We start from the raw sequence: 21,592 nt of genomic DNA on the forward strand, positions 1-21,592 counted from the left end.
GAATGTTTAAATTTTTTACTCAAAAAAAATGGCAATTATGGGCTTGGTTAGGTTCATTTGTAATTTTATCCTCATTATGGGTTCAAGTAAAAATTGATGTTGAAATTAATGAATGGTTTGGTCAATTTTATGATATGATTCAAAAAGCTCTTGCTGCTCCCAATGCAATTAAAATTGATGAGTACTGGTCTAGTTTGGCTTCATTTATTACACTGGCAGGAATGTATATTGCTCTTTATGTTGCAATAAGTTTTTTTACAGCTCACTTTTTATTTAGATGGAGAACTGCGATGGTGGAGTGGTACCACTCAGTTTATGATAAAGCTCGAAAAATAGAAGGTGCTTCTCAAAGAGTTCAAGAGGACACAATTAAATTTACACGTATTATGGAATCTCTAGGTACAAGTTTCATAGAGTCTGTTATGGTGTTGATACAGTTTGTTCCTATTCTATTAGGACTTTCTGTTGGTATACCAATTTTCTTTTTTGGTGATTGGCAATATGGATTAATAACAGGTGCATTGCTTTGGACATTAGGAGGTACAGCTTTTTTGATTGGGCTTGGTTGGATATTACGTTTAGTTGGTGTTGAATATGACCTTCAGAAAAAAGAGGCTGCTTATAGGAAAATATTAGTAGTAGCTGAAGATGATAACAATGTTAGACCAAAAACAATAAATGAGTTATTTGATGATGTTCGTTCAATACATTTTTTAAGCTATATACGTTATTTATATTTTAATGTTGGTCGTATGGCTTATTTGCAAGCCAATGTTTTATCAGCATATGTTTTTTTAGCTCCAGCAATTGTTGCTGGCGTTGTAACATTAGGTGTTATGCAGCAAATAATAAGAGCCTTTGGAAGAGTAGAAGGTTCTATGCAATACTTGTTAAAAGCCTGGCCTACCATCATAGAATTAGCAAGCGTTTATAAACGTCTAAGAGAATTTGAAAATGTGATAAATTCTACTGAATCAATTGACGAAAAAATTTAATGGCTATCGATAAAAAATATGTTGATCAAATTTTAAAAGTTTCTGAAAAAGCAGCTCTTGCATCGTCTTATTTGGTTGGAAAAAAAGATAAGATAGCAGCAGATCAAGCTGCAGTAGACGCAATGCGTTCTGAGTTGAATAAAATAAACATGAATGGTGTAGTTGTTATTGGTGAAGGTTCGCTTGATGAGGCACCTATGCTTTACACTGGTGAAAAACTTGGAAATAAAAATGGACCATATTTTGATATTGCAGTTGATCCACTAGAGGGGACAAATTTTGCATCAAACAATTTACCTGGAGCAACATCGGTTATTGCTATTGCTGAAAAAGGAAATCTTTTTAATGCACCAGAAACCTATATGGATAAAATTGCAACTGGACCAATTGAAAAAGGATTAATTGATTTAGATTTTGCATTAAAGAAAAACCTTTCAAATCTTGCAGATTTCCTTAACAAAGATATCTCATCACTTACAGCATGCGTCATGGATAGACCAAGACATAAAAAAATAATTGATGAATTAAAGCAACTAAATATTAATATTAAATTAATTACTGATGGTGATGTTCTTGGAGCACTATATGTAACAAATCAAAAATATAATGTTGATATATTTTTAGGTATAGGAGGTGGTCCAGAAGGAGTTTTAGCAGCATCAGCTCTTGATGCTTTTGACTGCCATTTTCAAGGGAGATTTATATTTGATAACGACAAAGATATTAAAGATGCAAAAAAAATGGGAATAACTGATTTGAATAAAAAATACGAATTAAATGAAATTATAAGTGGAGACTCTATATTTTGCTCAACAGGAATTACCTCAAGTGAAATGTTAAATGGGGTCGTAATAAACGATAATAAATATATTACTGAAACATTGGTTACACACAAAAGTTTAGAATTTAAGGAAACGATAAAAAGAACAAATCTTATTGAAGAATGATTTCTGTTTCAGGTAAGAAGTGGGAACAAAAAAAAATTAATCAAAACTTAGTTGATAAATTAAAACAAGATTATAATTTTAGTGACATTTTATCTAGGCTAATTATTTCAAAAAAATTTGATGTTAATGAAATTGCAACGATCGATACAGATTTAGATTTAAATAACGTTTTTTTAAACAATGAAGATTTCAATCAATCTATTAAGCTTGTGGTTAGTTGTATCAAAAACAATGAAAAAATATGCATTTTAGGTGACTATGATGTAGATGGGTCTGCTGCTACATCGTTATTTGTTAAGTTTTTAGAAAGTATAAATCACTCTTTTTTTTACTATATACCAGACAGGGAAAAAGATGGTTATGGAGCTACTAAAAAGCTCTTTCAAAAACTAATCATAGAGGAACCTAAATTAGTTATAATGGTCGATTGTGGTTCTACTTCTAATGAAGCAATAAATTTTTTAAATGAAAATAAAATTAAATCCTTAATCATTGATCATCATGAAATTAATAAGCCATTTCCAAATGCAAACTCAATTATAAACCCAAAAAAAGATAATGGTTATAAAGAGTATGACTATTTATGTGCTACTTCACTTTCTTATTTTTTTTTAGATTTACTAATTAAAGAAATTAAAAGTGAAATCAATATATCTGATTATTTGATATATGTTTTGTTAGCAACAGTTTGTGATGTAATGCCACTAAGAAAGCTTAACAGATTAATTGCATTAAATGCTCTTAAAAATTTTGACATAACAAAAAATTTACTTCTGAATACTTTGTTTGAATTAAATGAAAAAAAAAATAAAATTACTATTAATGATTTAGGTTTTTTAATTGGTCCTATATTGAATGCTGGCGGAAGACTTGGTAAGTCACAATATGCTACAGAATTATTATCTTCTGATAATGATAAAATTATCAAAGATAGGTCTACTGATTTAATTAAATTGAATAATAAAAGAAAAGAAATTGAAACCTTAATACTAAATGAAATTGATTTTCAAAAAATTGAAAAAGAAAATAAAGAAGTAATTATTTATTACAATCCAAATATAAACGAAGGTTTAATTGGAATTATTGCTGCAAGATTAAAAGATTATTACAATAAACCGTCTATTGTTATAACTGCGTCTAATGAATTGTTAAAGGGATCTGCTAGATCAGTTTATAATTATAATATTGGTCGTGTAATCAAAAATTCACTTGACCAAGGCATCATTTTAAACGGGGGAGGTCATAATATGGCTGCAGGATTCACGTTAAATAAAGATAACCTTAAATTTTTTGAAAATTATATACTAGAAGACTTTTTAAAATCTAATACTGTAAATAATAATATATTTTATTATGAATCAGAGGTTTCATCATTAGCATTTAATCAAGATTTTTATGATAATATTAAAAAACTAGAACCCTTTGGTACAGGAAACCCAGTGCCAACTTTTTTATTAAGAGATTTAAAAATAATTAAACCCATGGTATTAAATTATAAACATATTTCATCTATATTAAAATCAAAAACTGGATTTTCAATTAAATCAATATCGTTTAATTCTATTAATACTAAGGTTGGTGAACACTTAATGAGTTATAAAAATAGTACTAATGTAATAGGTCAGATCAACGAAAATATCTGGAATAACAAAAAAATACTTCAATTAACTATTAGAGACCTTATCCTATAGCTTAATTGCGCTTGATAAATAATGACTTTTAAAATAAAAGATCTCAACATGGTCCCTTCGTCTATCGGTTAGGACAGCTGGTTTTCATCCTGCAAAGGGGGGTTCGATTCCCCCAGGGACCGCCAAATATGAATTTCTTTGTTTATTTAATAATTAATATTAAAAATAATAAATCCACATCGTACGTAGGGTATACAAGTAATCTTAAAAATAGAATATTATTACACAACAAATCAAAAGGAGCTAAATTTACAAGGGGTAGAAAGTGGACATTAATATACAAAAGATGTTACAAAACTAAATCTGTAGCAATGAAAAGTGAGTATTTACTTAAAAAAAATAGAATTAAAAGAAATATAATTAAAAAAAAATTTATAGATAAATTAAATTATGAATAAAAAGTTTAAATACCCATTACTATCAAATGCATTTAATAGTCAGGATATTAAGGCTGGGATAAATGTATTGAAGTCAAAATTTATTACAATGTCTAATATAACCTATAATTTTGAAAAATATTTTGCTAAAAAAATAGGTTCTAAATATGCGGTTATGACTAATTCTGGATCTTCTGCAAATTTATTAGCAATTTCTTGTTTAACAAATCCATTAGCTAAAAATACATTAACAAATGGTGATGAGGTAATTATTCCAGCAGTTTGTTGGTCAACATCTCTATGGCCATTAATTCAAAATAATTTAAAACCAGTTTTTGCTGATGTAGAGTTAGACACTTTTAATCTAGATTTAGATAAGATTGAGGAAAAAATTACAAAAAAAACTAAAGCAGTTATGCTTGTTCATGTACTGGGAATATCTACTAATATGGATAAATTAAAAAAAATTATAAAGAAACATAACTTAATACTAATAGAAGATGCATGTGAAAGTTTAGGTGCGTCCTATAATAAAAAAAAATTAGGTACTATCGGTAAGTTTGGCACTTATTCTTTTTATTACTCACATCAAATAACATCAGGTGAAGGAGGCATGGTAGTTTGTGATGATTTAAAAGATTACAATATTTTAAAAAGTTTAAGGTCACACGGTTGGTCAAGGAATACGTCTTTTCATAAAAAGCTTAGTAAAAAATTTAATAAATTAGATAAAAGATTTCTATTTATCGGTCCTGGATACAATGTCAGGCCCACAGAAATACAATCAGCTATAGCTTTTAATCAATTTAAACGATTAAGTAAGTTTATGGACCTTAGAAATCAAAATAGAGACAAAATAATTAAAAGTCTAAAAAATCATAAAAAATGGAATGATCAGTTTAACTTTGTGAAAATTGACAAAAAGATTGAACCTAGTTGGTTTGGTTTACCCATTCTTGTCAATAATAAATTCAAGAAAGTAAAAAATTTATTTTTAGAGAATCTTTCAAAAAAAGGAATTGAAAATAGACCTATAATTAGTGGAAATTTTCTAAATCAACCAGCTTCAAAGTTTTATAATTTTAATTTTAAAAAAAACGATTTTAAAAATTCAAATGAAGTTGAAAATAGAGGTTTTTTTATTGGTCTACACACTAAAAAAATCTCAAAAATTGAGATTGAAAAGATTATAGAAAATCTTCTCGATATTGATAAATACTTATGAAAATTGGTATAACTGGTAGTTCTGGTGTTCTTGGAACTAATCTAAGAAAAGTTTTATGTAATGAAATTTTTTTATGTTTTAATGGTAAAATTCAAAATTACAGTGATGTCTATAAATGGATTAAAAAAAATCAATTTGACTCAATAATTCATTTAGCAGCAATTGTGCCAACAAACGATGTCAACAAAAATAAAAAATACTCACATAATGTTAATGTGGAAGGAACAAAGAATCTCATCAATGCAATAAACTTACATTCTAAAAAAAGGGTGTGGTTTTTTTATGCTTCAACATCCCATGTGTATAAATTTAAAACTGAGAAAATCAAAGAAACAGATAAAACGATACCGATAAGTTATTATGGGAAAACAAAAATGATGGCAGAAAATTATGTTAAAAAAAAAGAAAATTATATAACACCTTGCATAGGTAGAATTTTCAGTTTTACAGACAAAAATCAAAATAAGTCATTCATTATTCCAAAAATTTTTAGTGAACTTAAGAGTAAAAAAAAAAGATTTATGCTAAAAATCTAAATCATATAAGAGACTTTTTGCAAATAAACGACATAGCATTTGCAATTAAAATAATGTTAAAAAATAATTCAAAAGGGGTTTATAATATTTGCTCTAGTAAAGGGATTAATTTAATGGATTTAATGATTGAACTAAATAAGAAATATAAAAAAAAAATTATATTTGAAAAAAATAAACATAAAACTATTTTAGTTGGTATGAATAAAAAATTAATAAATTTGGGATGGAGACCAAGTAAAACTAGTTATATTAAATATCTTCTTAATTTTATAAATGAAAAATAAGATAAATAATAAGTTTTTTCACAGATAGGCCATACAAATAATTTATTAAAATAGTTAAAAAAAATTGATGTGTTGGACAAAATATACAAAAAATAAAAAATAGGAATTAATCATTTTATGAAATCAAAAAATTTATTTTTTTCAATTGATAGACTTGGTGATTATCTTATTAGATCCAATGTGATTAAAAAAATATCAGAAAACTATGATTATAATGAAATTATTTGCTCTAATATTAATTTTGAACTAATAAAAAATCAAAACTTTTTTAATAAAATTTCAATTTTTGATAACAATTTTAAATTTTTTCAAAAATTAAAATATGTTTATCATTATTCTTTTAAACAATATGATTCGGTAATTGTTTTTGATGGTAAAAATATTTCAAATTTATTATTACTCTTAATAAGGGCTAAGTTCAAATTCACATTTATTTATAAAAAAAAAAAATTCTTAATAAAATTAAATTTTATCTTCTTACGTTTATTTATAAATTTTTTAATATTAAATATGTAGTCTTAAATAATAGAGATGTTATTGAAAGTGGAAATCTTGATAATTATCCTCAAAAATATATGCTACTTAACAAGTATTTTAATAATATTGAAAATAAAACTTATTATTTTAAAAGAAATAATGCTTCATTTTTTTCTAAAATAAAAAATACTTATATTGTTATTCATTTAGATGAAAAATTTAATGATATCATCGATATCAATAGAAATTTTAATCAAGCCCTTAAATCATTTAGTAAAAGCATTGATAGAAAATTAATTATTACCTCTTATAAAAATAATCATTATTATTATCAAAAATTAAATATCTTAAAAAAAGATTTACTATCATTTAAGTTGAGTGATTTGAATGATCAAAAGATAATTATCATTGAAAATCTTTCAATTAATGATTTTCAAGACCTATTAGAAAACTCGCATTGTAACATAAGTTGTCACTCGGGTTATTTCGTACACACTTCTTTGGGTTTAAATATACAAACAATTGATATTATGAACCAACAAGATGAGCCGTGGTTACAAACTTGGATAAATCAAAAAAATAAATATAAAATTATTTATAAATCTAATAACAAATATATGATAGGCATTGAAAATATTTTAGATGCAATTAAAAATGAAATTTGATAATAAAAGATCTGCCATTATACTTCCTCTTAAAGAAAACTTTTCAAATGAAAATTTTGGGGCAGTTTCAGTTTGGGTTAGTGAGTATTTAAAGCACAGTAAAATTAATAGTGATATTATATTTTGTAGAAAATTAACAAATAAAAAGAATTATCTTAATAAAAATATAATACCGATAAGTGTTAATACAAGATATTATACTAATCTAAATTATATAAAAAAAATAAACTTAGAGTTAATTAAACGTAAAATAGAAAGCGTTGAAATTCATAATAGACCTGAATATGCATCATATCTTATTAAAAATAACCCTAAAATTAAAGTAAATTTAATTTTTCATAACGATCCAAATAAACTTAGAGACTGTACTTCATCTGCTCATAAAGAAAAGTTTATAGAAAATTGTAACAAGCTAATATTTGTCAGTAAATGGGTTAAAAAAAAATTCTTTGAAAATTTAAGTTTTAATCATAAAAATAATACCTCTATAATTTACAATTTTATTGATCCCATAAAAACATTTCCTAAAAAAAAAAAATAATAATTTTTTCGGGGAAACTAAATAAAAGTAAAGGTTTTAATATTTTTAATAAAGCAATAATAAAAATTTTAGATGAATTTAAAGAGTGGAGTGCACTTGTTTATGGAGATGAATCACGAGAAAAATTTGAAATTAAACATAGTAGATTGAAAGTAAATAAATGGATCAAACATAAAAGTTTATTAAAAATTTATGAATCTGCCTCAATATCAGTTGTAAACCCTACTTGGGAAGAGCCTTTTGGAAGAACCGCACTAGAAAGTGCCTCGAGAGGGTGTGCTGTAATAACTTCTATTAGTGGTGGCCTTTCAGAAACATTTCATAATAATTTAGTTTTAAAAAAAAATAATCACAAAAATCTATATAAAAAAATTAAAGAATTAATTTCTAATAAATTATTACTTAATCAGATTCAAAAAATAAATTATAATAATGTTATCCACAAACCACATATAAGTGTTAATCAATTAGATTTATTACGTCCTAAAATTTTTTTTAACTATTCAGTCTCAAAAAAAAAAACTTTAAAATTTTGCACGTTTCAAACTTTGGATTAAAAACAAATCATAGATTGTTCAATTTGTCGATATCAAAAAAAATTTCAAATGGTTTTATTAGGAATGGCCATGATGTAATTGATTTTGATTATAGAAATTTTTACACAAAATTATTCGATAAGAGTTCTATTGATCAAAAAATTTTAGAAATATGCTCACATTACCGTCCTGATTTAATACTTTTTGGTCACAACAACTCATTAAGAAGATCATCACTAGAATATATTAAAAATCAATATTCATGTAAATTATCCATATGGTATGAGGACCATGTTATGTATGGTGACCCAAATTATAAGAAAAATTTGAATTTGTTAGAAAAAAATCATGATTTAATTGATGAATATTTTATCACGACTTCTCCTGATGTTATTAAAACTGCTATATCTAGATTTAAGTTAAATTATTTACCCATACCAGTTGACCCAAATATAGAAGAGCATGATTTTTCATCTGAAAAAAAAGAACATGATTTATTTTTTGCTTTAAGTAACGGGGTTAATTATGGCAAACTTAAAGATGGTACATTTGATCAAAGATCAATTTTTATCAAAAAATTAATTGATTATTCTCAAGATCAATTAAATTTTAATATTTTGGGCTTATATAATGAACAGCCAAAATGGAATCATGCTTTCAATAATCAATTAAAATTAACAAAAACAGCTTTGAACTTAAGTAGAGGAGGTCCTACTAAATATTCTTCAAGTAATAGAATTGCTTCTTTAATGGGTAATGCGATCATTCCTTTTATTCATGAAAATGTTAAATATGATGATTTTTTCAATAATGGTGAAATAATTACTTATAAAGATGAAAAGGATCTTTTATCAAAGTTAATTTCAATTAAAGATAATGAAAAATTACTAAAAAAAAGATCACTAAATGCAAAAAAAAGTTATTTTGCCTATTTTGAAAATACAATCATTTCTGACTCTATTATAAATAAAGTTTTTAATACAAAAAGAAATTTTAAATATATTTGGAAAAATTGATAATTTTAAAATCATAATATGTTAAATTATATTAGAAAAAAAAATAATCTATTCCACAAAACTGCTATTATTAATTGGAAAAAAATATCTATTGGAGAAAATAATATTATTGGCCCATATGCAGTAATAGGAAATTTTGCACAACATCCAAAATCTAAAAGCTTTGGTATTATTGAAATTGGTAATAACAACACTTTTAACGAATATGTAAATATCCATCTACCCACAAAAAATAAAAAAAAGACATATATTGGGAATAATAATTATATAATGAATTCAACAACAATAGATCACGACTGCACAATTGAAAATAATGTAGTTTTAAGTAGTAATGTAATATTAGGTGGCAATGTTCATGTTATGAATGGGGCGCAACTAGGAATTAAAGTTTGTGTTCATCAAAATCAAATTATTGGCTCTTATTCTATGATTGGTATGAATTCATTTATTACTAAAAAACTTAAAGTTATTCCAGGTTATAAATTTTATGGTAAACCTGCAAAGAAAAAAACTAAAAATTTAATTGGTTTAAAAAAAAATAAAATTAATAATAATGATTTGAAATCAGAAATAAATAGATATAGAGAGTTAATATTATTAAATGATTAAATTTTTAGATTTAAATAAACAAGATAAACCAATTAATCAAAATATTTATAGAAATATAAAAAAAGTTCTTAAAAAAAAGAATTTTATCTTAGGGGATTTTGTAGAAAAATTTGAAAAGACATTTGCCATTTTTTGTGGTGTTAAATACGCAATTGGTTGTGCTAACGGTACTGATGCTTTAACAATTGCTTTAAAAATATTAAATTTACCAAAAAATTCTGAAGTAATCATTCCGGCAATGACTTATTGTTCAACTGCTTTTGCTGTAATTAATGCAGGATTAAAACCTGTATTAGTTGATATTGAAAATTTTAAACCCACAATATCCATTGATAAGATAAATGCTAAAATTACCAGTAGGACTAAAGTAATAATGCCAGTTCATTTGTATGGCTCCGTTGTTGATATAAATAATTTAAAAAAAATAATTAAGAATAAAAAGATATACATAATTGATGATTGCTCACAAGCACACGGAGGTTATTTAAAAGAAAAAAAAGTTGGTTCTTTGGCTGATATCTCATGTTTCAGCCTATATCCTGGTAAAAATCTTGGGGCATATGGAGATGCTGGAATAATTACAACAAATAATAAAAGCTTTTATAATAAAATAAAAAATTTTAGAAACTTAGGGTCAATAAAAAAATTTATTCACACTCAGATTGGGTTTAATAGTAGACTAGATACTATTCAAGCTTCGATTTTATTGGAAAAACTTAAACTTCTTAATCGATATAATAAAAGTAGAAGAAAAATTGCCAATTATTATAATAAAAATGTAGAAAATAAAAAAATAACTTTATTAAGATATTCTGAAGGAGCTGTTTATCATCAATACGTAATAATGATTAATGATAAAAGTAGATTAATTAATCTTTTTACAAAAAATAATATTCAATATGGATTTCATTACCCAAAATCAATCAATCAGATAGATACATTAAAAAAAATATTTAAAAATAGTAATTATGTTAATTCAGAAAACTTAGCGAAAAAATGTTTTAGTATTCCAATAGATCCAAATTTAACTAATAAAGAAATATCCAAAATTGTTAAAGTTTTAAATTCCTTCTAAGAAAGTTAAAATATCCTTAGCAAATTTTATGTCTGTAATGGGTTTTTTAGAATTAAAAAATGATTTAATTTCATTTATCAGTGGTGCTGTTACTTTTAATTTTATTGACCTACTTTTACCTTTATAGATTAAAGCTTTTGAATTTAAAAAACCTTTATCAAAAAAATCTAGATCTGGATATTTTGCATATTGATTATAAATCTGAATAGGGGCTTCTAGATTCATTTCGTCAAATGATAGCATTTTTTTCTTCCCTATGATTTTAATTAATCTTTCTTTGGTAGGGTTTAACCAGCTATTATTAATATCAATGTTAATATTTCCTAAAGTTAAATGTAAGTTAGAAATATCACTTATATTTTTTTTTAATAAAGAGTATTTTTCAGATGATTTTATTCTTGGTAATTCATTGAATAATTGTTTTATTATACTTAAGTCATGTGATGTTAGATCGTAATCAACATCAACATCACTTCTAATTGGTCCTAAGTTTTTTCTGCTAAAGCTAATATATTGAATTTCACCTAAAATTTTTCTATCTAATATTATTTTAATTTTTTTTATATATTCGTTGAAACAATAAATATAACCAAAAATTAACTTACAGTTCGATTTTTTTAAATATTTTTCAATTTTTTTTAAATCATTAATTTTATCAAAACCAGGTTTTTCTAGGAATATGTTTTTACCATTATTGATCAATTTTGTTACAATTTTTAAATTTTGTGAGGGTGGGGTTATAACAAAGGTATTTAAAATATTCTTATCTTTTAATATATTAGAAAATGTATTTTCAAATTTAACTATGTTAAATTTTTTTTTAGCTATATTTTTATTTTTAACACTTTTGTCATAAATAATTATATTCTTAAAACCCAATTCAATTAAAGTCTTTATAATTACCGATCCCCAATATCCTGAACCTATAACAGCTAATTTTTGATTTTTATTTGAAAAAGAAAACATTATGATAAAAGAATTAGATACTATATTAATTTGTAATAATCATGCCTAAATTTGAATTTGTAAACCATTCTTGTATTATATTATCTCATAATAATATTTCATTAGCTATGGATCCATGGATTCAAGGATCTGTTTTCAATAATTCTTGGAATTTATTGTCCAAAACACCTGAGAAATCCATTGAATCTTTAAAAAAATCTCAATTTATCTGGTTTAGTCACGAACATCCTGATCACTTCAATCCGCCCAATCTAAAGATTTTTTCTGATAAAAATAGTTTTCTATTCCAAAAAACAGTCGACAAGAGAGTTGTTAAATTTTTAAGTAAAATATCACCGAATGTAAAAGAAATCGATTTTAAAGAAAATTTCCAAATATCGCAAAATTTTTCGATCCAAGTGATCCCTTTTCAATATTTAGATTCGATGTCAATCGTAAAAATAGAGAATTTAACAATACTAAATTTAAATGATTGTGACATTAAAAATGATTTTCAACTTAAATACATCAAAGATAGAACTGGCCCAATTGATGTACTCTTAGTTCAATTCAGTTACGCTATAGGAAAATCAAATAGACATAATAAAGACGAAAGAAAAAAATGGTCAAATGAAATATTATCAAAACTTTCCAATAATATTAAGTTTTTAAAACCAAAAGTTGTTATTCCATTTGCAAGTTTTTGTTATTTTTCGAAACAAGATAATTTTTATATGAACGATTCTGTTAATGATATTGAAAGTACAATTAATTATCTTTCTAAAGAAAACCCTAATGTTAAATTTTTATGTTTCTATCCTGGTGATACTTGGGATTTTAACTCAAATATAACAAACAGTAATGCTTTCAATAAATATAATAAAGATTATAAAAAAATAAATATATTACCACTTAATGAAAAAGTAATAGATCGCAATATTCTTATTGATTCATGTAACAAATTTATTAATACTACTAAAAAAAATAATAACCTTTTTCCTCTTTATAGATTTTTTAATCGTAATAAATATAAAATATTTTTTAGATTAACGGATCTGAACGAAACTTATCTTTTTAGTTTTGATAAAGGCTTAGTTGAAACTAATGTTTCCTATACTGATAAACCTTGGTGTTCTCTATCATCACAGTCATTAATAAATTTATTCACAAGTGGTTATGGATATGATTCTCTAATAATAGGTGGTAGATTTGAATCAAATAATAAAGGATTAAATACTTTAAATAAAATCTTTAAGTTCCAAGCAAAAAATTATCAAAATATTTATTATAATTTTGACAACATTTTAAATAGTTTTTTTAAAAAAATCTTTAAAACTTCTAAAATTTTTCACAAAAGATGATCATTAGATTTTAATCTTATTTAGTGCATTATTTTTAAATAAATTTGCTTCTTTAATATATCTTCTCACCATTTCTGTTGATTTATGACCTGTCATAGCCATTATGTTTCTTTCCTCAGCACCAGACTCTGCTGTAGAGGTTGCAAACCCTGATCTTAAGCTATGTCCGGCGTATCTATGGCTGTCTAAACCTGCATAATTTGCATACTTTTTAATTATTAATGCTACGCTTTTATCTGAAATATCAAAAATTTTACCTTTTTTTAAATCATATGTTTCAATCCAATTTTTCAATGCATTTACGGGACAAAATTTTTCATTATCAAAATAGGGGATAGCCTTAGTCATGCCTTCTCCAGATTGATCAGTTTTTGATCTTTTTACGAAAATCTTAACTCCCTCTGATACAAATTCTAAGTCCTCATATTGGATATCAACCAACTCAGATCTTCTAAAACCGCCTGAAAATCCTATTAAAACTAAAGCCTTATCTCTAATTTTTTTTTTATCTTTTTCATTGGATTGATGTATTGCATTAATTAATATTTTTAAATCGTTGATTAGTAATGGTTTTTTACCTTTTTGATTACTTCCATTTGTTCTTTTAATGCCCATTAAATTTTCCATAATTATGGGATGTTTCGTATCTATGTAATGGCCTTTAGTTTTATGAAGTATGCTAATTGATGCTAATCGTCTCTTTAATGTGCTATATTTAGAGTAAGATGATAAATGAGTTATATATAATGCTAATATTTTTGGTTGTGTTGGCATTGCCTGAAATCCGTTTTTTGAACAAAATATGGAAAAATCACTGTAGTCAGACTGATAAGCTCTAAGTGTATTAGCTGATTTAGAATTTCTTAAATTCTTAATGGTTTCTAATTCAAGGCTTTTTATATCTGTAATTAAATTATTCATATATTTCCGATAACCATTAATTATCGGAAATATATATTAGCTTTAAAACAATGTCAATAGCATATAAAAAATTAATTATGGCTAGAACAGTTAAGTTTATAGAAATCAAGTTATGCAAATCATGCAATAAAAATCTTAATTATAAAAACTATAGAATTGTAAAACCTTTAACAAAAGGACCAAATAAAGGTAAGTTGGATGCTTGGACTGATATACAGGGTGGAAAAAGATTTAATGAGTGTAAAGACTGTGAAGTTAATCGAGCTACAAATCGATATTCTACAAGCCCTATCCCTCAAATGCTTTCAAATAGTCGTATAAGAGCTAAAAGAAAAGGAATTTTACATACTATTAATACTGAATATTTGGAGTTAATTTGGCCAAAAGACAATAGGTGTCCTGTTTTAGGAAATCTATTTGAAATGGGCTATAAAAATGGAAAAAGTAAGAATCTTTCCCCTTCTCTTGATAGAATAGTTCCAAAAAAAGGTTATATTCCTGGTAATTTAGTTATTGTTTCAGATATAGTAAACCGTTTAAAATCAGATGCATCTTTAGAGGATATGGAAAAAATACTAAGGTTTTACACAAATAAAAATAATAAAATCAATAATATATAATGTTAAATTAAAGCAAATGATTAGAAAATTAGAGCATAAAGATAAGAGAAATTGGTCTAAATTATATAATGGTTATGCTGATTTCTACAAAGTTCCAATGAATACAGAGATTTTAGACACTTTATGGGGATGGATTCATGATGAATCTCATAATGTTAATGCTATTTGCTTTGAATTAGAGGGTAAAATCGTTGGAATTGCCCATTACAGAACAATGCCAAGGCCAATAAAAGGAAAATACATTGGTTTTTTAGATGATTTGTTTGTAGATCCAGAATTTAGAGGTCAAAAAATAGCTCAAAAACTTATTAGTCACCTAAAATCATTATCTAAAGCCAATAATTGGGATGGAATTCGTTGGATCACCCACTCTTCCAATGAAAATGCAAAGAAATTATACGATAAAATAGCTAATAACACTGGGTTTGAACTCTATGAACTTAAAGGGAACTAAGTTTCAGCTAAAAGTTTGGAATTACCTAAAGAAAATACCCAAAGGTAAAGTTAAAACCTACTTGGAAGTTGCTAAAGCTATTGGAAAACCTAAGGCATTCAGAGCTGTTGCTAATGCAGTGGGTAAAAACCCCTATCCACCTAAAATACCCTGCCATCGAGTCATCAGATCAGACGGAAGTCTCGGCGGATACTCTGGAAAAGGTGGAATTCAACAAAAACGACGTTTATTGAGATCAGAAAAAGTCTTCATAAAATAGTACTTTTAACCTCAAAAAACGCCAAAAACCTTTGTTATTAAACACTTTTTAGATATTTTGCCATATTTTCGTTTAATTACTGTAATACATCCTTCAGTTGTACTACAAATAGACTTTTGGCTAAAATAGACTATCCTATGAGCGTTTAAACAGTATATTCTCATACTGCATTGCTCTACTTGTCAACAATAGCAACGATTATAGAGAGAGTAAAAAAGACCATTTTACTAGCTTTTTTAACCCTCTATTCTACTCTATAAACACTCTAATTTTAAAAAAAATACCCTATTAATTGAAATAAGTATTTAATATCAATACTAAATCACCATTTTAGCCAGTTTAAAAACTATGTTTAATTTACTAAAAATTAAAATTACCCAATTCTCGCTTTTTCAACGTTAGAAAAATAGATTTATGCTACTTTTATTTTATTTTAAGCCTACTTTAGTAACTATAATTTAACTATTTTTAAATATTATTATATTTAATTTGTAATTTTTAGAAATTAATAATATTATAATTAAATTAATAATTACAGTAATATACAATATATTATTAATGTATAATATTAGATATTAGTAAACAAGTAATACTTAGTTAATAGGATTTAATATAAGATTCTCTTCTAGATATATAAACTCCACTCATAATAATAATGGATAAGCCTAAGAATGTCCAATTATCAGGAAAGTCACTAAAGAAGTAATAACCAATAATTATATTAGTAATGATTTCAAAGTAGCTAAATGGAGCCAATTTAGAGGCATCAGCGTATTTAAGTGATAATATAAGAAATAAGTGCCCAATGCAGGCAAATACGCCTATTGAGGCCATCATAGACCATTGAGAAGGAGTTGGATTAACCCATACAAATGGCATTAATCCTGAAACGGCGATTAACCCAACTAATCCAGTTAGTAATAAAGTTAATAAAGGGTTATCTGAAGTGCTTAATTTACGTGTAATTATTAAATAGAAACCATACATTACACCTGTTCCTAATGCAGCTAGACTGGCCAAGTTAATCTCCACAAAACCTGGTCTTATAACCACTAGAGAGCCTATAAATCCTATAATAACAGCAGTCCACCTTCTTATACCCACCTTCTCACCCAAAAATATAGGAGAAAATGCAGTAACAATTAAAGGTGCTACAAAAGCAAGTGTCAGAGCTTTAGCTAGAGAGATAACAGATATTGCGTAGAAAAAACAAATATTAGCAGAAAGTAGTATTAACCCTCTTATTATTTGTAACTTAGGCTTATCTGTCCAAACAAGCTGCTTATTATAAAACAAGAACATTATTGGAAGAGTGAATGCGACCGTAAAAAAATATCTAGCCCACGTGATCTGTAAAACGGGCATATCGGCACTTAAATATTTTGCAAAACCATCCATGATTGGAAGCATTACCCAGGCTAAAAGGTTAAATATGATGGCTTTCATAAGCCAATAGATACAGTTTAATTAAAGTATTTTAAAGCAAAGAATACGACAACAGGAATAGTAAAAAAAGACATGACTGTTGAAACAACAATGGTACTAGCAACACTATCTACAATCTTTTTTGGCGAATAAATTGATGCCACAAGATAATTTAAAACAGCGCTGGGCATTGAGCATTGAATTAATAGAACACCAGCAGCAAAACCTGAAAGGTTAAAATATTTTATTATTGAAAAACCAATTATTGGGCCAAGTATTACCCTTCCTATTGATGATATAAATGCTTTTTTGAATGAAAAAATCTTAAAACGAGTAAGAGCAATTCCTAAAGACATTAATATTAAAAAAATCGTAGCATACATTAGCAGAAAAGTTGTATTTTCAACGAAGAGAGGAAGTTCTATTCTAAAGTATAGAAAGATTACTGAAATTATAATTGCATAAAAAGGTGGGTTTTTAAGAATTACACTTAAATCAAATTTTCTATCAGCAAGAAATACTCCAAGAGTAAAATGGCATAGCACTATTAAGGCTGAAATTGCAGCAGCGATACCTAAACCTTGAGTGCCATAAGCGAATAAACATATTGGTAAACCCATATTACCAGTATTAGGCATAACAAAAGGGGGTAACTCACGAATAATATCTTTAGTATTTAAAAAAAATAAAAAAACTATACCTACTATTGTAAAAATAAAAATTGCTATCAAATAGTACCAAAAATAATTTTTAAAAATGTCAAAAGACATTCCAGTTGATGTTAAAGAATATATTATCATTGCTGGAGTACCAATATTTGCTGCAAAGGTAGTAATAAAAGATGTATCTAATTTCGGATTATTTTTGCCAAGATAATAACCAATACCAACAACAAAAAAGACAGGAAATAAAACCTCAAACAGTTTTAGATATATTTCCATTAATTATAAATTCTAATCAATGTTGGGTATCTTAGAATATTTTTGTCTTTATTAAAAACAGAAAGACAATTCTTAGAATTAAGTTCATTAGTTTTATGAGTAATAATAACAATTGTAGCTTTATTATTTTTTTTGTCAGGAGTTTGGATTAATCTTTTTACTGAAATTTTATACTTAGCTAGTCGGTTTGTGATTGTTGATAAAACACCTGGTTTGTCTTTAACTTCAAATCTCAAATATAGTGAATTTACATAATTATTAACGTTGTAACATTTAATCAATTTACGTTTACTGCCTGGAATACCAAATGGCTTCTTAATATTACCTCTTAAAATTGAAAGTAAATCTGATAATAAAGATGAAGAAGTAGGTCCAGGGCCAGCTCCCTCCCCTTGCAATATACTTTCACCCACAGGTTTTCCTTCGAGAATAACAGCATTCATAACACCACCAACGTTACCAATATAAGAACTTTTACTAACTAAGCATGGGTGTACAGTTTCAAAAAGTTGGCCATTAATTAGTTCTGAAATGCCAAGGAGTTTGATTCGTAAATTTAATTGATTGGAAATTTCTATGTCTTTTAATTCAATTTTTTCAATACCTTCCAATAAGCATTTATGTTTTGAAATTTTAGTATTAAAAGCTAGAGCAGACAAAATTCTTACTTTAGCAAATGCATCAAAACCATTTAAATCTAATTTAGGGTTACCTGGTTCAGCGTATCCCAATTTTTGAGCTTTTTTTAATACATTTAAAAAACTATCATTAGAATTTTCCATTTCTGAAAGAATATAGTTAGAAGTACCATTTAAAATTCCATAAACTTTAGAAATTTTGTTAGTTGCAAGACCCTCTTTAATGGTTCTTAATATTGGAATACCACCAGCAACAGATGCTTCAAATTCTAAATTAACATTATTTTCCTCTGCTAATTTTCCCAAATAATCACCATGTTTAGAGATAAGTGCTTTATTAGGAGTGATTACATGTATTTTATTTTTTAAAGCAGTTTCCACAACTTTTTTTGAAATCCCATCTGACATACCTATAGCTTCAAATAAAATATCTACTTTGGTCTTATCAAAAATTTCTAATGGGTTTTTAAAAAAAATTTTTTTATTAACTTTAAATCTTCTTTTTTTAGAAATGCTTCTTGCCGAAACAGCTACAACGTTAATCTTTTTACCTGTCTTAAGTTCAATATCTTTTTTTTTAGTATTAAGTTCATTTAACAAATAAATACCAACTTGTCCTAGACCAACTACAGCAATGTTGATTATATTTTTCATCTATTGGTTAATATCTGGGTATTCTGCATTTTTTGAATAATCTTTAAGAAAGAGGTTAAATTCATCAAAAGTCATAGATTTGTAATCACCAGTTTTTTTTAATATCTGAGAAAGTTTTTTTTCATCAGTAGACTTTTTAATAGGATCTTCATTCCAATAAGTAGATTCGTTGTTTAATGAGCACGAAGTTAAAAATACAATTAGGGATAAAAATAAGTATTTCAAATTAATCCTTTTGTTTCATTAAAACCATATTTGATATTCATATTTTGTATTGCTTGACCTGCCCCACCTTTAATCAAATTATCAATAACAGATAAAATAATAACTCTATTTTTATACTTAGTTTTACAAATTACTATAGAGCAATTATTTGTGTTAATTACGTCATTTGTACTTAACAATGAATTTGTTTTTAAAATTTTAACGAATCTGTTTTTTGAATATTGACTCTTTAAAGTGTTTTCTAAATTTTTAATACCTACACCTTTGTTAAGGTCTAAGTAAATAGTACTAAGTATCCCTCTAAACATTGGTGTTAAATGGGGTGTGAATGTAAAAGAAAATTTCTTTTTAGTGTAGTTTTCGATTTCTTGTTGAATTTCAGAGTTATGTCTATGGAAACCAACACCATAAGCGCTTAAGGATTCATAAAGATTTTTATTCTTATATTTTTTATGCACACCTCTTCCAGCACCAGAGTAACCAGATTTTGAATCTATAATAACATTATCTGTTTTTATTAAATTTTTCCTAACTAATGGAATAAGTGGTAAAAGTATTGATGTTGGGTAGCAACCCGGACATCCGATAATATTAAATTTCTTTAATTTGTCACCATTGATTTCTGGTAATGAATAAATTGATTTTTTAATATTTTTGACAGATCTGTGTTTTTGTTTGTACCATTTTAGATAATTTGATGCTTTATTAAGTCTAAAGTCTGCAGCTAAATCAATTAATATATTGTGTTTTAATAAATCATTTGAAATATCTTGTGCTTCACCATTAGGTAGAGCTGTAAAAACAAGGTCTATGTTTTTTAAAAGTTCTTTATTGTATCTAATAATTTTAGGTAATTTTTTTGAACTTAATGACTTTTCATAACTTGAAATATTTTTTCCAACAGACGTATTACCACAAAGATATTTAATGTTAACATTGCTGTGTTTAACTAATAATTTAATTAATTGAACACCAATATAACCTGTTGATCCAGCAACTAAAACATTAAGCTTAGGCATTTTTTTATTATAACAGTTTAGAGTTAAAAAAGAATTATCTTTTCGAGAATTGGAAGCTTCTTCTTGCTTTTCTACGACCAGGTTTTTTTCTTTCAACCGATCTAGAGTCTCTAGTATTAAGCTTTTCTGTCTTAAGTACTGCTCTATTCTCTGAATCAAATAAGATTAATGCTTTAGCAATACCATGAACCATTGCACCAGCTTGACCTGTGTGACCACCACCTGCTACGCTACATCTTACATCATAATCAGTTGCTTGGTTTATAATCTCAAATGGTCTTGTGATTTGCATTTTGTGACTTCCGCTAGTGAAATACTCATCCATAGTTCTGCCATTAACGTAAATTTTGCCTGTACCTTTTTTCACCCAAATTTTTGCAATAGATTTTTTTCTTCTACCAGTTGCGTATTTACTATCTTTAAAATCTAATTTAATTTTAGGTTTTTTTGTAGATACTTTATTTGGTGTAGCTGTTGTTACCATATTAATTTCTTATTAAATTTTTACTGTTTAATTTACCTAGGTCTAAAAGTTTTGGGTTTTGTGCTGCATGAGGGTGTTCTTCACCAGCATAAATTTTTACTTTAGTTAACTGTTTTCTTCCTAGAACTCCCCCAGGTAACATTCTTTTAATAGCTAATTTTAATGTCTCGCCAGGTTTATTTTTTTCTAATAACTTTTCAGGAGTAATTTCTTTAATTCCACCTGGGTGACCAGTATGTCTATAATATTTTTTATCTTTAAATTTTTTTCCTGTGAACTTTGCTTGTTCAACATTTTTAACAACAACAAAATCACCATCATCCATATGAGGTGTAAAAGTTGTTTTATTTTTTCCTCTAACAATCATAGCAATAATAGAAGCTAATCTGCCAACTACAGCATTTTTAGCGTCTATCTCAAACCAGTTACTGTTTAAATCACCACTTTTTAGAAATTTTGTCATTGTGCGAGGATTAATACTATTATTAGATATAATGTCAATTTTATATTTCCCTTGCAATATCTTGCTTAAATGATATTTTTATATAGCCGATTTGTTCCTATTGCAGGCTAGTTATTGCTAAAAAGGATTTTTTACCCACATTATCGGTAGGCGCATTTGAACTGTATTGTACGCCTTGCATAAAGCAAAAGTACTAAAAAAGGAGTATT

The 21,592-nt window shown here is 26.2% G+C and carries 27 protein-coding genes, 1 tRNA gene and 1 riboswitch; of the genes, 19 read left to right on the plus strand and 9 right to left on the minus strand.

Annotation, left to right across the window (positions count from 1 at the left end; genetic code table 11):
* The first annotated feature begins 2 nt into the window (after positions 1–2).
* The 15 genes from AC5SL9_RS03055 (at position 3) to AC5SL9_RS03125 (ending at position 10,974) form a co-directional block, all read left to right on the plus strand.
* Positions 3–995, plus strand: a complete 993-nt coding sequence (locus AC5SL9_RS03055) for a putative transporter (protein WP_494574352.1) — start codon at positions 3–5, stop codon at positions 993–995.
* Entirely contained in the window at positions 995–1,942 is a 948-nt protein-coding gene (glpX, locus tag AC5SL9_RS03060) for a class II fructose-bisphosphatase (protein ID WP_494574353.1), read from the plus strand. The genes AC5SL9_RS03055 and glpX overlap by 1 nt, the downstream gene beginning before the upstream one ends.
* Positions 1,939–3,633 carry a single-stranded-DNA-specific exonuclease RecJ gene (recJ, locus tag AC5SL9_RS03065; RefSeq protein WP_494574354.1) on the plus strand — a complete coding sequence of 565 codons (1,695 nt, stop codon included), beginning with the start codon at positions 1,939–1,941 and terminating at the stop codon, positions 3,631–3,633. Before glpX ends, recJ begins: the two co-directional genes overlap by 4 nt.
* A 50-nt stretch (positions 3,634–3,683) precedes the next feature.
* A tRNA-Glu gene (locus AC5SL9_RS03070) sits at positions 3,684–3,758 on the plus strand.
* 3 nt (positions 3,759–3,761) lie between these two features.
* Complete coding sequence (locus tag AC5SL9_RS03075) at positions 3,762–4,031, plus strand: GIY-YIG nuclease family protein (RefSeq protein WP_494574355.1); 270 nt, start codon at positions 3,762–3,764, stop codon at positions 4,029–4,031.
* Positions 4,024–5,235: a DegT/DnrJ/EryC1/StrS family aminotransferase gene (locus AC5SL9_RS03080; RefSeq protein WP_494574356.1), complete on the plus strand. Its 1,212-nt coding sequence runs from the start codon at positions 4,024–4,026 to the stop codon at positions 5,233–5,235. Before AC5SL9_RS03075 ends, AC5SL9_RS03080 begins: the two co-directional genes overlap by 8 nt.
* Positions 5,232–5,771, plus strand: a complete 540-nt coding sequence (locus tag AC5SL9_RS03085; protein WP_494574357.1) for an SDR family oxidoreductase — start codon at positions 5,232–5,234, stop codon at positions 5,769–5,771. The genes AC5SL9_RS03080 and AC5SL9_RS03085 overlap by 4 nt, the downstream gene beginning before the upstream one ends.
* Positions 5,772–5,788: 17 nt before the next feature.
* Positions 5,789–6,055 (plus strand): hypothetical protein, encoded by a 267-nt coding sequence (locus AC5SL9_RS03090; RefSeq protein WP_494574358.1) that lies wholly within the window; start codon positions 5,789–5,791, stop codon positions 6,053–6,055.
* Positions 6,056–6,172: 117 nt separating this feature from the next.
* Positions 6,173–6,571 (plus strand): hypothetical protein, encoded by a 399-nt coding sequence (locus AC5SL9_RS03095; protein ID WP_494574359.1) that lies wholly within the window; start codon positions 6,173–6,175, stop codon positions 6,569–6,571.
* Positions 6,572–6,630: 59 nt separating this feature from the next.
* Positions 6,631–7,197 carry a hypothetical protein gene (locus tag AC5SL9_RS03100; protein WP_494574360.1) on the plus strand — a complete coding sequence of 189 codons (567 nt, stop codon included), beginning with the start codon at positions 6,631–6,633 and terminating at the stop codon, positions 7,195–7,197.
* Positions 7,187–7,738 carry a glycosyltransferase family protein gene (locus AC5SL9_RS03105; protein ID WP_494574361.1) on the plus strand — a complete coding sequence of 184 codons (552 nt, stop codon included), beginning with the start codon at positions 7,187–7,189 and terminating at the stop codon, positions 7,736–7,738. The genes AC5SL9_RS03100 and AC5SL9_RS03105 overlap by 11 nt, the downstream gene beginning before the upstream one ends.
* Before the next feature lie 41 nt (positions 7,739–7,779).
* Positions 7,780–8,295 (plus strand): glycosyltransferase, encoded by a 516-nt coding sequence (locus AC5SL9_RS03110; RefSeq protein WP_494574386.1) that lies wholly within the window; start codon positions 7,780–7,782, stop codon positions 8,293–8,295.
* Between the two features lie 23 nt (positions 8,296–8,318).
* Positions 8,319–9,290 (plus strand): glycosyltransferase, encoded by a 972-nt coding sequence (locus AC5SL9_RS03115; RefSeq protein ID WP_494574362.1) that lies wholly within the window; start codon positions 8,319–8,321, stop codon positions 9,288–9,290.
* An 18-nt stretch (positions 9,291–9,308) separates the two neighbouring features.
* Entirely contained in the window at positions 9,309–9,899 is a 591-nt protein-coding gene (locus AC5SL9_RS03120) for an LbetaH domain-containing protein (RefSeq protein ID WP_494574363.1), read from the plus strand.
* A complete protein-coding gene (locus tag AC5SL9_RS03125; protein ID WP_494574364.1) occupies positions 9,892–10,974 on the plus strand; it encodes a DegT/DnrJ/EryC1/StrS family aminotransferase in 1,083 nt (360 codons plus the stop codon). The genes AC5SL9_RS03120 and AC5SL9_RS03125 overlap by 8 nt, the downstream gene beginning before the upstream one ends.
* Here the strand turns inward: AC5SL9_RS03125 and AC5SL9_RS03130 are convergent.
* Positions 10,960–11,940, minus strand: a complete 981-nt coding sequence (locus AC5SL9_RS03130; protein ID WP_494574365.1) for a Gfo/Idh/MocA family protein — start codon at positions 11,938–11,940, stop codon at positions 10,960–10,962. The genes AC5SL9_RS03125 and AC5SL9_RS03130 overlap by 15 nt on opposite strands.
* Before the next feature lie 41 nt (positions 11,941–11,981).
* Here AC5SL9_RS03130 and AC5SL9_RS03135 point away from each other — a divergent pair, with 41 nt between their 5' ends.
* The gene (locus AC5SL9_RS03135; protein WP_494574366.1) at positions 11,982–13,280 is read left to right on the plus strand and encodes an MBL fold metallo-hydrolase; all 1,299 of its coding nucleotides are present in this window, start codon (positions 11,982–11,984) and stop codon (positions 13,278–13,280) included.
* Positions 13,281–13,283: 3 nt separating this feature from the next.
* Here AC5SL9_RS03135 and AC5SL9_RS03140 read toward each other — a convergent pair whose 3' ends face one another.
* Positions 13,284–14,201 carry a site-specific integrase gene (locus tag AC5SL9_RS03140; protein ID WP_494574367.1) on the minus strand — a complete coding sequence of 306 codons (918 nt, stop codon included), beginning with the start codon at positions 14,199–14,201 and terminating at the stop codon, positions 13,284–13,286.
* Between the two features lie 50 nt (positions 14,202–14,251).
* Here AC5SL9_RS03140 and AC5SL9_RS03145 point away from each other — a divergent pair, with 50 nt between their 5' ends.
* Genes AC5SL9_RS03145 through AC5SL9_RS03155 form a run of 3 tightly spaced genes read left to right on the plus strand, consistent with a single transcriptional unit; the run spans position 14,252 to position 15,534 of the window.
* Positions 14,252–14,821 carry a hypothetical protein gene (locus AC5SL9_RS03145; RefSeq protein WP_494574368.1) on the plus strand — a complete coding sequence of 190 codons (570 nt, stop codon included), beginning with the start codon at positions 14,252–14,254 and terminating at the stop codon, positions 14,819–14,821.
* 16 nt (positions 14,822–14,837) lie between these two features.
* On the plus strand, positions 14,838–15,275 hold the full coding sequence (locus tag AC5SL9_RS03150; RefSeq protein WP_494574369.1) for a GNAT family N-acetyltransferase: 438 nt from the start codon (positions 14,838–14,840) through the stop codon (positions 15,273–15,275).
* On the plus strand, positions 15,256–15,534 hold the full coding sequence (locus AC5SL9_RS03155) for a methylated-DNA--[protein]-cysteine S-methyltransferase (RefSeq protein ID WP_006996903.1): 279 nt from the start codon (positions 15,256–15,258) through the stop codon (positions 15,532–15,534). The genes AC5SL9_RS03150 and AC5SL9_RS03155 overlap by 20 nt, the downstream gene beginning before the upstream one ends.
* A 597-nt stretch (positions 15,535–16,131) precedes the next feature.
* On the opposite strand, the gene AC5SL9_RS03160 is transcribed toward AC5SL9_RS03155, so the two are convergent.
* The 7 genes from AC5SL9_RS03160 to rplM are packed head-to-tail and all read right to left on the minus strand — an operon-like array spanning position 16,132 to position 21,383.
* Positions 16,132–16,980 (minus strand): DMT family transporter, encoded by an 849-nt coding sequence (locus AC5SL9_RS03160; RefSeq protein WP_041185791.1) that lies wholly within the window; start codon positions 16,978–16,980, stop codon positions 16,132–16,134.
* A 17-nt stretch (positions 16,981–16,997) separates the two neighbouring features.
* Positions 16,998–17,900: an AEC family transporter gene (locus tag AC5SL9_RS03165; protein WP_020169438.1), complete on the minus strand. Its 903-nt coding sequence runs from the start codon at positions 17,898–17,900 to the stop codon at positions 16,998–17,000.
* Positions 17,900–19,192: a homoserine dehydrogenase gene (locus AC5SL9_RS03170; protein ID WP_011282121.1), complete on the minus strand. Its 1,293-nt coding sequence runs from the start codon at positions 19,190–19,192 to the stop codon at positions 17,900–17,902. The genes AC5SL9_RS03165 and AC5SL9_RS03170 overlap by 1 nt, the downstream gene beginning before the upstream one ends.
* Entirely contained in the window at positions 19,193–19,417 is a 225-nt protein-coding gene (locus tag AC5SL9_RS03175; RefSeq protein WP_494574370.1) for a hypothetical protein, read from the minus strand.
* On the minus strand, positions 19,414–20,436 hold the full coding sequence (gene argC, locus AC5SL9_RS03180) for an N-acetyl-gamma-glutamyl-phosphate reductase (protein WP_011282123.1): 1,023 nt from the start codon (positions 20,434–20,436) through the stop codon (positions 19,414–19,416). Before argC ends, AC5SL9_RS03175 begins: the two co-directional genes overlap by 4 nt.
* A 34-nt stretch (positions 20,437–20,470) precedes the next feature.
* Complete coding sequence (gene rpsI, locus AC5SL9_RS03185) at positions 20,471–20,920, minus strand: 30S ribosomal protein S9 (RefSeq protein ID WP_006996897.1); 450 nt, start codon at positions 20,918–20,920, stop codon at positions 20,471–20,473.
* 1 nt (position 20,921) lies between these two features.
* Entirely contained in the window at positions 20,922–21,383 is a 462-nt protein-coding gene (gene rplM / locus AC5SL9_RS03190) for a 50S ribosomal protein L13 (protein WP_006996896.1), read from the minus strand.
* Positions 21,384–21,522: 139 nt separating this feature from the next.
* A riboswitch (SAM riboswitch) is annotated at positions 21,523–21,591 on the plus strand.
* Position 21,592 lies beyond the last annotated feature (1 nt).

The sequence above is a fragment of the Candidatus Pelagibacter sp. PS_37 genome (genome assembly GCF_059417825.1).

Excerpts from the sequence above, each read along its gene's own strand:
- AC5SL9_RS03055 (WP_494574352.1), top strand. The coding sequence starts at position 3 with ATGTTTAAATTTTTTACTCAAAAAAAATGGCAATTATGGGCTTGGTTA.
- glpX (WP_494574353.1), top strand. The coding sequence starts at position 995 with ATGGCTATCGATAAAAAATATGTTGATCAAATTTTAAAAGTTTCTGAA.
- recJ (WP_494574354.1), top strand. The coding sequence starts at position 1,939 with ATGATTTCTGTTTCAGGTAAGAAGTGGGAACAAAAAAAAATTAATCAA.
- AC5SL9_RS03075 (WP_494574355.1), top strand. The coding sequence starts at position 3,762 with ATGAATTTCTTTGTTTATTTAATAATTAATATTAAAAATAATAAATCC.
- AC5SL9_RS03080 (WP_494574356.1), top strand. The coding sequence starts at position 4,024 with ATGAATAAAAAGTTTAAATACCCATTACTATCAAATGCATTTAATAGT.
- AC5SL9_RS03085 (WP_494574357.1), top strand. The coding sequence starts at position 5,232 with ATGAAAATTGGTATAACTGGTAGTTCTGGTGTTCTTGGAACTAATCTA.
- AC5SL9_RS03095 (WP_494574359.1), top strand. The coding sequence starts at position 6,173 with ATGAAATCAAAAAATTTATTTTTTTCAATTGATAGACTTGGTGATTAT.
- AC5SL9_RS03100 (WP_494574360.1), top strand. The coding sequence starts at position 6,631 with ATGCTACTTAACAAGTATTTTAATAATATTGAAAATAAAACTTATTAT.
- AC5SL9_RS03105 (WP_494574361.1), top strand. The coding sequence starts at position 7,187 with ATGAAATTTGATAATAAAAGATCTGCCATTATACTTCCTCTTAAAGAA.
- AC5SL9_RS03120 (WP_494574363.1), top strand. The coding sequence starts at position 9,309 with ATGTTAAATTATATTAGAAAAAAAAATAATCTATTCCACAAAACTGCT.
- AC5SL9_RS03125 (WP_494574364.1), top strand. The coding sequence starts at position 9,892 with ATGATTAAATTTTTAGATTTAAATAAACAAGATAAACCAATTAATCAA.
- AC5SL9_RS03130 (WP_494574365.1), bottom strand. The coding sequence starts at position 11,940 with ATGTTTTCTTTTTCAAATAAAAATCAAAAATTAGCTGTTATAGGTTCA.
- AC5SL9_RS03135 (WP_494574366.1), top strand. The coding sequence starts at position 11,982 with ATGCCTAAATTTGAATTTGTAAACCATTCTTGTATTATATTATCTCAT.
- AC5SL9_RS03140 (WP_494574367.1), bottom strand. The coding sequence starts at position 14,201 with ATGAATAATTTAATTACAGATATAAAAAGCCTTGAATTAGAAACCATT.
- AC5SL9_RS03145 (WP_494574368.1), top strand. The coding sequence starts at position 14,252 with ATGTCAATAGCATATAAAAAATTAATTATGGCTAGAACAGTTAAGTTT.
- AC5SL9_RS03150 (WP_494574369.1), top strand. The coding sequence starts at position 14,838 with ATGATTAGAAAATTAGAGCATAAAGATAAGAGAAATTGGTCTAAATTA.
- AC5SL9_RS03155 (WP_006996903.1), top strand. The coding sequence starts at position 15,256 with ATGAACTTAAAGGGAACTAAGTTTCAGCTAAAAGTTTGGAATTACCTA.
- AC5SL9_RS03160 (WP_041185791.1), bottom strand. The coding sequence starts at position 16,980 with ATGAAAGCCATCATATTTAACCTTTTAGCCTGGGTAATGCTTCCAATC.
- AC5SL9_RS03165 (WP_020169438.1), bottom strand. The coding sequence starts at position 17,900 with ATGGAAATATATCTAAAACTGTTTGAGGTTTTATTTCCTGTCTTTTTT.
- AC5SL9_RS03170 (WP_011282121.1), bottom strand. The coding sequence starts at position 19,192 with ATGAAAAATATAATCAACATTGCTGTAGTTGGTCTAGGACAAGTTGGT.
- argC (WP_011282123.1), bottom strand. The coding sequence starts at position 20,436 with ATGCCTAAGCTTAATGTTTTAGTTGCTGGATCAACAGGTTATATTGGT.
- rpsI (WP_006996897.1), bottom strand. The coding sequence starts at position 20,920 with ATGGTAACAACAGCTACACCAAATAAAGTATCTACAAAAAAACCTAAA.
- rplM (WP_006996896.1), bottom strand. The coding sequence starts at position 21,383 with ATGACAAAATTTCTAAAAAGTGGTGATTTAAACAGTAACTGGTTTGAG.